This window comes from Coleofasciculus sp. E1-EBD-02, from assembly GCF_040218245.1.
GTDB lineage: Bacteria > Cyanobacteriota > Cyanobacteriia > Cyanobacteriales > Coleofasciculaceae > Coleofasciculus.
In genome coordinates, this window is the sequence record NZ_JAVJQN010000006.1 from 1 (window position 1) to 11506 (window position 11506).

General features: G+C 45.1%; 7 protein-coding genes and 2 pseudogenes. 3 read left to right on the forward strand and 6 right to left on the reverse strand.

Going from position 1 to position 11506, the window contains the following annotated elements:
* Positions 1-200: 200 nt before the first annotated feature.
* The 4 genes and pseudogenes from RIC07_RS00420 to RIC07_RS00435 all read right to left on the reverse strand — a co-directional run bounded on the left by RIC07_RS00420 (position 201) and on the right by RIC07_RS00435 (position 6598).
* Positions 201-630 (reverse strand): annotated as a pseudogene (locus tag RIC07_RS00420) (four helix bundle protein).
* Between the two features lie 94 nt (positions 631-724).
* Positions 725-1312 (reverse strand): Uma2 family endonuclease, encoded by a 588-nt coding sequence (locus RIC07_RS00425; protein ID WP_446392792.1) that lies wholly within the window; start codon positions 1310-1312, stop codon positions 725-727.
* Positions 1313-1324: 12 nt separating this feature from the next.
* Positions 1325-4771, reverse strand: a pseudogene (locus RIC07_RS00430) (helicase-related protein).
* A 408-nt stretch (positions 4772-5179) separates the two neighbouring features.
* Entirely contained in the window at positions 5180-6598 is a 1419-nt protein-coding gene (locus tag RIC07_RS00435; protein WP_446392793.1) for an amidohydrolase, read from the reverse strand.
* A gap of 337 nt (positions 6599-6935) precedes the next feature.
* Between RIC07_RS00435 and RIC07_RS00440 the strand changes: the two genes are divergently transcribed.
* Positions 6936-7706: a cysteine hydrolase family protein gene (locus RIC07_RS00440; protein ID WP_446392816.1), complete on the forward strand. Its 771-nt coding sequence runs from the start codon at positions 6936-6938 to the stop codon at positions 7704-7706.
* Positions 7707-7751: 45 nt separating this feature from the next.
* Here RIC07_RS00440 and RIC07_RS00445 read toward each other — a convergent pair whose 3' ends face one another.
* Positions 7752-7883, reverse strand: a complete 132-nt coding sequence (locus tag RIC07_RS00445; protein WP_446392794.1) for a hypothetical protein — start codon at positions 7881-7883, stop codon at positions 7752-7754.
* 32 nt (positions 7884-7915) lie between these two features.
* On the opposite strand from RIC07_RS00445, the gene RIC07_RS00450 reads away from it, so the two are divergent.
* Positions 7916-8368: a cupin domain-containing protein gene (locus RIC07_RS00450; protein ID WP_446375711.1), complete on the forward strand. Its 453-nt coding sequence runs from the start codon at positions 7916-7918 to the stop codon at positions 8366-8368.
* Between the two features lie 235 nt (positions 8369-8603).
* Here the strand turns inward: RIC07_RS00450 and RIC07_RS00455 are convergent, their stop codons facing one another.
* Entirely contained in the window at positions 8604-9281 is a 678-nt protein-coding gene (locus RIC07_RS00455) for a ThuA domain-containing protein (RefSeq protein WP_446392795.1), read from the reverse strand.
* Between the two features lie 59 nt (positions 9282-9340).
* Here RIC07_RS00455 and RIC07_RS00460 point away from each other — a divergent pair, with 59 nt between their 5' ends.
* A complete protein-coding gene (locus RIC07_RS00460) occupies positions 9341-10987 on the forward strand; it encodes a CocE/NonD family hydrolase (protein ID WP_446392796.1) in 1647 nt (548 codons plus the stop codon).
* Positions 10988-11506: the final 519 nt, after the last annotated feature.

The following is an 11506-nucleotide window of genomic DNA, read 5'->3' on the forward strand; positions in this document are numbered from 1 at the left end:
TTTGTCTGACTGTATTGCTTTTTTCTCCATTGATTTTAGCGATAAATTCTGAAACTCGGGTCAGACTACTTGAACCTGTCATCACCATGCCAAAGCTCCAAGTGGCTAAACCGATTACTTCAGGCAAAGATAAATGAGAAAGAAAAATGAGAGGAGACAATTTTTGACCAGTCTTTTAAATGTTTATTCCGTAACATGGCTTAACCAATTAACCATTTTTCTGGATGATTAATCATATTGACTAACCCCCTTAACACTTGATTATATATATGATATATTTCTCTCCCTTGCTCCGTTGATATATACTGGCATTTAACGGCAAATTTTAGCCACACCTGCGTTTCGGCACTTTCGGCTTCACAGTCATTCAACTTAGCTAGAAATGATGCCTGATACCTCCTCTTTCTCCACGCTTCCGCTAAATTAGCGCACACGGCACTTGCTGGAACGTCGAATTTGATCAGTGAGAGAATATCTTTCTTCTATGGGAAACTGTTTTGATACTTCAAAAATAGTCATAGCTGCATCAAACGCTTTTTGATAAATAATTAGATCTTCATGAGTTTTGATGGTTTTTTGGTCTTCTTCCTTGTCCACTTTCCCTCCAGGTCTTCCAAGTCTTACCTCCATTATACCGTCCAGGTAAAAAACCTACCCTTGTGAGCCGGGGGAGAGGGGGTTATGGCTTAAGTTTACACGCATAAACCCAACCTACGATTTCGTTCTACTCCTCACTATCGGCAAAATTAACATTTTCGTAAATATCACTCAAATTGATCTGAAACTCAATTGACCTTAATTCGAGAACCGCCTCGGCTGATTCCTGCTCACTTAATACCCATTGACCCTCAGTATTCTTGGCATACTGCATCAGATGATATTTGGTTTGGTCAATCAAAATATATTCCTTGAACTCCGGAATCGACCGATAGAAAATAAACTTATCGCCTAAATCATAATTCTTCGTTGATCTGGATAATACCTCAACAATCAACGAGGGATTCATCACCGTCGTTGTCCCCGTTCCTGTGTAAATTGGTTCTCCTTCAATAACCATCACATCAGGATAGGTGTACTGACGATAACGAGGTATCCATAACCGTACATCCCCGATATAGACCCGATAATTTTGCCCTCTTAAACCAAACTTTAAATTGGCGGCAAAATTCAAAGCAATTTCATTATGATTCGTTGTCCCACCCGTCATTGGTACGATTTCCCCATCGCGATATTCATGCTTATACTCGGCTTTCTTCTCTAGTTCCAAATATTCCTCTGGCGTGTAGTAGCGTTTTTGTGTCTGTAATTGCATAACTAATACCCGCTATTCCTCTACCTCTAATAGTTTCTCAGCCGAAACGTGATAATGCTCAATCTTAACTAACGGTTCCCATCCTAACTTTACTGGGTTTTGAATCGGATGCACGTCTGGCGTCGTGGCACAATTAAACACCACATACAACCAATAATCTTGCTTCAACCGTTCCGCTGTCTTATACTCATTCGTGGTTAACGCTATCTCACCCACAGCAGACCGCCCCTTCACCTCAATAAACCGTACAGCAATAGCAGTTTCTGGGTCTTCCGGATGGGGCTTGCGGGAAATTAAGTCAAAACCGCGATTCTCCTGTTCCACACTCACCACCTGCCAACCCCGCGCCTGTTCGGATGCAATTACCGCCTCCACTGCAATCCGTTCAATCTCCCGATTACTCACCATCGGTGCAATTTCCGGCGAGTGACGTTCTGGGTGCGGCAGTACCCAAGCACTGCCATAATGCTGAATATCTTGAATCGTGCAACTTTTCTCCTTATCCAGTTCTTCCCGTCGTTGTTGCAAACGACCATCTAACTCAAACAAACGGTCTTCCATCTGCTTAATCCGACCATCCAAACCCGCCTCTTTGGAACCCAACTCCCTCTGTTCGATAAGTTCGGCAAACTGACACTGGACGCGATCGATAATTGTATTTAGACTAATCTCTAAGTGATGGGAAATCGTCTCTACTTCTTTTTCTCGCTGCGTCTTCGTTTCTGCCAAAAACGGCTGCAAGGCTTGCTCAATCAACGCCTGTTCCACTTGGTCGCGACTGGGCAATCCCCCATCATCCGGGAGTTCCACCGTCTCTTTCACCAACGCCAAATCCAGAAAAATCGTCGGCTGGCGTACCGTCATCGTCCCCTCTAACTCAATCTGCACCACAAATAACCGCTTGTGCAGCACATTCCCCAAACCATCCACAATGGCGGCTGAAAACAGATCTAATCGGGCTGGGGATTGGCGATAGAGGTCGAAAAAGACCGCCCCCCGTCGCAAATCATCCCGCACCCGCGCCAACACATCCTCCCGCACACACTCAAACAACGGATGTCCCGGTGTCACCCATTCCAAGGTCGGGTCACTTGTCAAGATGTTTTTATCAAACGTAATCTTTTTATACTCCCGTCCCAACCTGCCAAACCGTGACTCCAAGCGTTCCCCCAACGACCAAAGCGTGCGGGGGATTCGCCCAATCCGATAAATATGCTGCCCTTTCCCGGTTTCCTTGGGATGAATCCCGGCGATTGATGCGGCTTGGACAAAGAAATCCTCAATCACTTCCGGTACTAACCGTCGTTCTTTGGCTTCGGCTGACTTCCCGACAATCGCCGACAGGTTCAACTCCCGTTTGGCTAATCCTTCCAATGCTGAATCGGTAATTCGGCGGAAATGTTCCTGATCCACCTGTTCCACAATCCGGTTTAAAATCACCGTATCGGTGAGATTGTGGGCGTACATCTCCCGAATCATCCGTTCTAACTGATTGGCGGGAAAGATATCCCCCAACACATTAAACACCTTGCCTGTGCGTTCTGGGTCTAAATCGTTTTCAATCGCCCGAATTCGTTCAAATAACTTCCACAGTACCTTACCTTCGCGGGTATTTGTGGCAACAAAGTTAAAAATTAGACAATCCTTATCCTGTCCATAGCGGTGAATCCGCCCCATCCGTTGTTCCAAGCGTACCGGATTCCAAGGGATATCATAATTAATCATCATCCAACAAAATTGCAGGTTGATCCCTTCCCCGGCGGCTTCCGTCGCCACCAAAACTTGAGCCTCTTCGCGAAACTCCCGTTCGGCATAAATACGAGTATGAGGCGTATCTCTGTCGCCAATTTTCATCCCCCCATGAATCTGCGTCACCGACAATCCCCACTCTCGTAACTTCCCCACTAAATAATCTAGAGTGTCCTTGTGTTCAGTAAACAGCAACAGCTTCATCTTGGGGTCTCTAAATATCCCCTTGTTCGTAATCGTTGTTTTCAGCTTCACCAACTTAGATTCAACTTCCCGCTGCTCAAGCTGCTGCGCTTGGTTAATCAGTTTGGTAAGCTGAATAATCTCATCCTGTAAATCCTGGGGATCAATTGATGCGACGACCGATTCCAAGTCATCGGTAATCTTTTGCTGTTCCTCTGTGGTTAATTCGTCAAAATCATCCGGTAACTTGCGATTAATCTGCTCGCGACGATACCCTTCCGGGTCTTCCAAAATCCGCTGACGCTTATCCCGCATCCGTTCCAAACTGCGGCGCACAGCAAATACACTGGAAGCAAAGCGGCGTTGCAGCATTGCCATGGCAAAACCCAATGTCCGCCCACGAGCCGAATTTTCCTGTTCGGCTTTAATGGATTGTTCCTCAACATAGTGAGTCAATTCATCATAGAAATCCAGTTCCTCATCATCAATCTGGAAATCAATGGTTTCCACTTGGCGGTTGGTAAACAACTTCTTGGCTTGACCCGTTTCTGGGTCAGGGAACGTCACCAGTGCTTCCTTGGTGCGGCGCAGGTAGAAAGGCGCATCGTTGCGCTGCATCGCCTCTTCTAAACTCTTGACATCCCCATAAACATCCCGGTCTAATAACTCTAAAAACAGACAAAAGTTTTGCGGATCACCCTTATGGGGAGTGGCGGTCATTAATAAATAATGGTCGGTCATTTCCGACAGCCGTTCACCCAACTGATAGGCTAACGTCTTTTTATCCGAGCTATAGGCACTCATCTTGTGGGCTTCATCCACAATAATTAAATCCCAGTGCGATCGCAGCAAACTTTCCTTGGCATCTTGGATACGAGAAACCCAGGACACCGACGTCACCACTTGATGCTTTTATTGCCAAGGATTCATGCCATAATTCGCCCGTAAAACATCCCCGCGAACCACCTCAAAGTCTTCCCGAAACTTGTCTTTCATCTCCCGTTGCCATTGGAAGGTAAGATTAGCTGGGGCGACAATGAGAGTCCGTTTAGCCAGTCCTCGCACTTTGAGTTCCTTCAGCAGCAACCCCGCCATAATTGTTTTACCCGCACCCGGATCATCAGCCAACAAAAAACGGATGCGAGGTTGTTTGATAAAGTAATCGTAGACAGCCTCTAACTGGTGAGGGAGAGGATCAACTCGTGCGATCGCCAGGGAAAAATAGGGGTCATATTCGTGCGCCAATCCCAGGCGTAAGGCTTCCACGCCCAAGCGAAACCTAAACGATTCCCCATCAAAGGGTTCTTTTTCCGGTGTTGCGGATAACTGAGAAAGCTGTTCGGGGTTAAGAATCGGTTCGTGGACTTGATTGGTGGTTAATCCTTTAGCAATCAGTTTAACCGACTCCCCCATCGGCACAGCCACGATTACTTGCACTGGTTCGGGGAAAATAGAGCCACGCAGGATCACATTGGCTTTTAATTGGTCTAATTGTACGCCTTGGTTAGCAGCCGAACCACTGTTCATCAGCAAAATACCTGGATTTTGAGGTCTAGTCCGCGATCGCCCATCTTCTTCAATTTCACCTGAATCTGGACAGGGTGAGAGAGTTTGCTCGATGGTCTTGTGATTGAGCCTAACTCATGCAGGATCGAACCGTACCTCGTATATTTACTGAACCTGAGTCAGCCAAATGGCTGGTGCTTGGTAGGTTTTACCGTCTTATTGATGGTTGCGATCGCGCTTTCTCAACCCAAACACCTGAAGGGGTGACAAGCAGTCTAAAACCTTTTCAAATCAGGCTTTGAGTAGAGGGCGACCCGACCTAATTGAGTGGACTGGTGTTGTTAATTAGAGCAAGCGGGTCGCCCCTACAGGTTGTTATATCAGGTTTGCCTTTATTACCCCCTTTTGCCACGGCGATTGAAATCGCTGCTACACAAATTCTAAACCCATCACCTGACGATAGTGGGCTTCAAACGGCTGGACGCTTTTAGACTGGCGACTACTCATCCATTCACTTTGCTCAAATAATTCCTTCCTTAATTCATCGACATCAATGCGGGTGACTTTTCCATACGCAACGACTCGTTCCCCATTCACCCAAACCGTATCCACTACATTTGTCGGACGCCCTAACACCAGTGAAGCGATCGGATCAGTACGCGGTAATACAGATAAATTGGTCAAATCATATAAGACTAAATCAGCTTTTTTGCCGATTGTCAACGAACCTAACTCATTCGCTATATTTAACCCCTTTGCCCCACCTAAGGATGCCATCTTAATCGCCTGACGCGGCGTAATCCAGTGGCGATAATCTAAATCAGTGGTATTATGCAATAATGTACCAATTTTAATCGCTTCTAAGACATCTTGAGCATCATTACTCGCTGCACCATCACAACCAAAGGTAACATTAATTCCTGCTTTCCGGTAGTTCAAAATGGGGGCAATTCCACTTCCTAAGCGCAAATTACTCAAGGGATTGTGAACCACAGTCGATCGCGTTTGGGCTAAAATCCCAATATCGGCATCATCTAACCAGACACAGTGCGCCAAAGAGGTGCGCCGACTCAAGTAGCCCAGTTGTTGCAAATGTCTTACCGCACTACAGCCGTATTTTTCTTGCGCTAGTTGCTGCTGTGCTTTTGTTTCCAATAGATGGGCGTGACGACATAAATTCTCGCGATCGCTTAATTCAATGCAACCCTCGAACAGTGCGTCTGAACAGAGTTGTATCCCCGTTGGCGCAACAAGAATGTTGATTCCTGATTCGGGATGATGAAACTGTTGCACCACCTCCTGCATCAATGCCAGGATTTCCTCGGTTGAGTGATGATAAGGATCATGGTTTTGCTTCACATCCCCATCGGGAATCCCCTGCGACAGGGATTCATCTTGAATCAACGGACCAATAAATGCCCGAATTCCAATCTCTTGATAAGCCTGAACCGCCGCCGCAACGGTTTCAATTTCTTTCCCTGGAATTAATACCAAATGATCGACAACTGTTGTCCCGCCTGACAGTAATGTTTCCACTGCTGTGCCTAACGCACTCAAATAAACCTGTTCTGGTGTTAACGGCGTAAACTCATAAAGTTGGGCAATCCACAGTTCTAAAGGTAAGGGCGGAATAATACCCCGTTGCCACATCTCCGAGGAGTGAGTGTGGGCATTAATGAAACCGGGGAGAAGCAGTTTATTTTCACCATCGACTGTAGTATTCTTTTCCCCAGAATTAACAGAGGAATGAGGCACAATTGTGGCAATCCGATCTGCCTCAATTTGCACATCGACAGTTTTATAGTCTGGATCAATGGGAATTAAAAGGTTTTCAATAGTAAAACTCACGATTGATCAGTCTCAGATTAAGGGAAATGACACTAACTTTAGAGTTTGTAGTTAGCGCTTGAGCGCTTGTGGCACGCTTCGTGCTACTAAGCTGTTTGGCATTTAAACCTTAATATCAATAATGGCACAATCCTTGTAGTGCGAGCATCTTGCTCGCTACTAATACCCAATTTAAATGCATTACAGCTTACGAACGCAGATTAAGGGTGTGTCCCCTGGCGAAGCGCGATCGCATCAGTCATGCCTAAACGATAGCACCGTTATATTCTGGCTCATGTCTGGTCAGCCGTGCAATCCTGAGTACAATGATTGGCGTATCTATCATGACTGGACTACCATGAATCAACCGTTACGGACATTAGGTGTAGCCCCCAATGCTTGGGGAGTGAATGATGCGATCGCGGATTTGACTCGCCCCTCCCTAACTCCTCATCCCATTACCCTTACCACCGAAACCAAAAGCCTGCGCCTGGATTTAGTCAAATCTGCCATCCTAATCATCGACATGCAAAATGACTTCTGTCATCCTGATGGATGGTTAGCCCATATTGGCGTAGATGTAACCCCCGCCCGCAACCCAATCGAACCTCTGACAGCCTTGCTTCCCCAGTTACGAGAGGTTAATGTCCCCGTGATTTGGGTGAACTGGGGAAATCGTCCCGACTTACTCAATATTAGTGCTGGATTGCGTCATGTTTATAATCCCACCGGTGCAGGAATTGGACTCGGTGATCCCTTGCCTAGAAGTGGGGCAAAAGTGCTAACTAAAGACAGTTGGGCAGCGGCAATTGTGGATGGATTAAACCACGAACCTGAAGATATTTATATTGACAAATATCGCATGAGTGGCTTCTGGGATACTCCCTTAGACAGCATTTTACGCAATATGGGCAAAACCACTCTTTTCTTTGCGGGTGTCAACATTGATCAATGTGTCATGGCAACATTACAAGATGCTAATTTCCTGGGATATGATTGCGTGCTACTCAAAGATTGTGCGGCAACAACATCTCCTGATTACTGCTTTAAAGCCACGATTTATAATGTTAATCAGTGTTTTGGGTTTACCAGCGATTCTCAATTACTTCTTAAAGCTTTAAAAGCGTAAAAGATCAATGCAGAAGGGCAGGGAAGACAAAAGGAATGGGGAGATTTAGCAGTTATCAATGGTTTGCATCAAAAACAAATGACAAATGACAAATGACCAATGACCAATGACCAATGACCAATGACCAATGACCAATGACCAATGACCAATGACCAATGACCAATGACCAATGACCAATGACCAATGACAAATTACAGGAGAAACAACCTATGGAATCCCGGTGTATGATTCCCGTTATTAAATCCCCCAAGGACTACCAAGCCTATCGTATCAGTCCCCAGGATAGCAACCGTTTAGCCATTATCTTTGATCCGGCGATCGCGGATTCATCATTAACTGTTTGTGTGGAGATTTTTGATCAAGGCGGCAAAACTCCCCCGAATCGCCATCAAATTGCTGTAGAAATGTTTTTTATCCTTAAAGGGGAAGGAATTGCCCGGTGTGATGGCAAAAATGTGCCATTTCGGGCAGGAGATAGTTTGTTAGTGCCACCAACGGGTATTCATGAAATTATAAATACAGGTCAAGGTCGTTTATATGCGTTATGTTTCATGGTTCCCAATGAGGATTTTGTTGAACTGATTCGTAGCGGTACACCTGTCAATTTGGATGAGGAAGATTTTCGCGTCTTGGGGCGTACTGATGCGGTGGTTCCGTGTTAAATAGGCAATAGGCAATAGGCAATAGTAAGGAATTAGGTAGTTCAATAAACGGGAACGGTGGAGATTATCATTCGTTTGTCATTTGTCTTATGTCATTTGTAAGAGATTGAAACCTAGAATCAGGGCGGGTTTTGAATATAGGTTATCATCAATGACGAAACGAAAGTTCCTAAACCCGCCCCTACATAAAACCCTGTCCTCGAACAAGGTGACGAGTTCAACAATCAACAATTAACTAATTTAAAGGACTTGCCCAATACACGGAATTGGTAATAACGCGCAATACATTAGGCTGATAATAAGTAGGATAAAGTTCGTCGCCAGGACGAAAGTAAAAAATTTTACCTTTGCCTCGGTGAAAACAACAGCCACTGCGAAAGACTTCACCCCCCTCAAACCAACTGATAAACACTAAACTATCCGGATTAGGAATATCGAAAAACTCGCCGTACATTTCCTCAGCCGCCAGTTCAAAGGACTCATCTAAACCTGCGGCAATGGGATGGGATGCATCAACAAGCCAAAGTCGTTCTTTTTCGCCATCATTGCGCCATTTGAGACTACATGACGTACCCATCAGCCGTTTAAAAATTTTGGAAAAGTGACCCGAATGCAATACAATTAGACCCATGCCAGACAAAACGCGCTGATGGACTTTATCGACGATAGTGTCTTGTACCTGATCATGGGCAATGTGTCCCCACCAGATTAAAACATCGGTTTGGTTGAGGATGGCATCAGTTAATCCATGATCAGGTTGGTCTAATGTGGCAGTTTTAACCGTTAATCCTGAGGATTGTAAATGTTGCGCGATCGCGTGGTGAATCCCATCAGGATAAATCTTGCCAACGTCGGCTTTTTTTCTTTCCACTTGATACTCATTCCAAACCGTAACGCGAGGATTGGCTGTCATATAATAAACCATTCTTTTTTTAATTATGCCAATAACAAATAACACATGACAAATGACAAATGACAAACATTAATAAACAAACAGCATCCATGTTAACCCGCGATGGAATTCGTCTAGATGCTGATATTTACTATCCCGATACTGATATAGACTTACCTGTACTCCTGATGCGACAACCTTACGGAAGGGCGATCGCGTCTACGGTAGTCTATGCTCATCCTACTTGGTATGCTGCCCAGGGGTATATCGTCGTGATTCAGGATGTGCGGGGACGGGGAACCTCTGGGGGAGAGTTTCAGCTATTTGTCCATGAAGTTGCTGATGGCATTGATACCGTTAACTGGGTATCACAGTTACCCGGTAGCAATGGACAGGTGGGTATGTATGGCTTTTCCTATCAGGGGATGACTCAACTGTATGCAGCATCAGCAAATCTGCCCGCGTTGAAAACCATTTGTCCGGCGATGATGGCGTATGATTTATATACAGATTGGGCGTATGAAAATGGGGCATTTTGTTTACAAATAAATTTAGGCTGGGCGGTACAATTAGCTGCCGAAACTGCCCGATTAAAGGGTGATGCTATTGCCTATCAAATTCTCTATACTGCTTCTCGCGATTTGCCGTTTTATAATCCATCATCCAAATTTATTGAGAGTTTAAGCAAATATGCGCCGAATTCATTTTACTATGAATGGCTAAATCATCCTGAACCCGGAGATTATTGGCAAAAACTCTCACCTAATCTCGACGGTGTGGATTTGCCGATGCTGCATATTGGCGGTTGGTTTGATCCCTACCTGCGGGGTAATTTGCGCCTCTATAAAGAAATGGCAAATCGGAGTAACTTTCCCCAACATTTGATTGTGGGACCTTGGGCGCATCTGCCTTGGGGACGGAAAGTCGGCGCAAGAGATTTTGGCGCAGAGGCGGTAAGTCCTGTGGATAGGTTACAAGTGCGTTGGTTTGATCAGTTTCTCAAGGGAATTGATAGCGGATTGTTGAATAAACCGCCTGTCTATTTATTTGAAATGGGCAGTAATCAATGGCGTTATTTTGATACGTGGTTGTCAGATAATCAGCAATCCTATTGTCTTTTCAGTACGGGTTTAGCTAGTGTGCGAGATGATTCCGGGACTCTCATGCCCCAATCGGAATCGTCTGACAAATTGCCCGTCCTGTCTTCTGCAACTGATGTATTCGTTCATGATCCCTGGCGTCCAGTTCCGGCGTTGGGAGGTCATGCGACAATCCCGGCTGGGTCATTTGATCGTTCTACTCTTGATAGCCGCACTGATGTTTTAACCTATACTTCAGCCCCGTTTGCTGAATATTTCAGTCTAATGGGGGATGTCGCGGTTGAGGTTTTTTGCTACGCCGATAAATCGAGTTTTGACCTCTGTGCCGTCTTATCTGAAGTGCTTCCGAATGGAATCGTTTATAATTTTACTCAGGGGTATGCGACTGTAAGTTTGAGTCAAGAAACAACACCCGTTCGGATTGAACTCCAGCCAACTTGTATAAAAATTGCCAAAGGAAACGCATTACGTCTGAGTCTAAGCGCTGCTTGTTTTCCAGCGTATCCCGTAAATCCGGGAACAGGCGTATCGTCTGCTGCAATGTCCTTGATGGAGGCTCAAATTATTACACTTACGGTGAATTGTGGTGGAAACTTGACATCAAAGGTTTTGTTACCAATCGCTTAAGTTTATCTTATACGATTAAGTTTTATTGAGGCGACGAAAACGCTGAACTAACCACTCAACCAGGATTCGACAATTTCCCAGCTAAAACGGTATTAACCTTTTCCCTCTTTTGGAGCCAGAGAGAGCATAAATACTCAAAAAAATCGATGTATATTATACCTCGCTAAACCAAAAATGGGATCAATAAGCCTAGAGAAGGGAATGATCAAAATTTGTTGGTAAAGATGATTGAGGACTATGTAAAATAAGAGAAGTTATCGAGTTCTTTACATTTTTAGTTTATTGTAATAGCTGTCGAGAACTGTTAAAAAGCTAAGACCCTGGCATCAAAGCCACACTCCTGTCGTTCTTGCGCTAGTCGCGATCAATTTCAGATGGGGTTGGGATATCCAATCAGTAGCCCAAGAGCGAAGGACTGAAACTATAAGCGACAACTCGTATCCAACCTGATCGTGGCGAATCCTGCGCCGACGACGAACAGCGCCTAGCTCAATGGTTCGCGCTCAAGGTCTAACACGG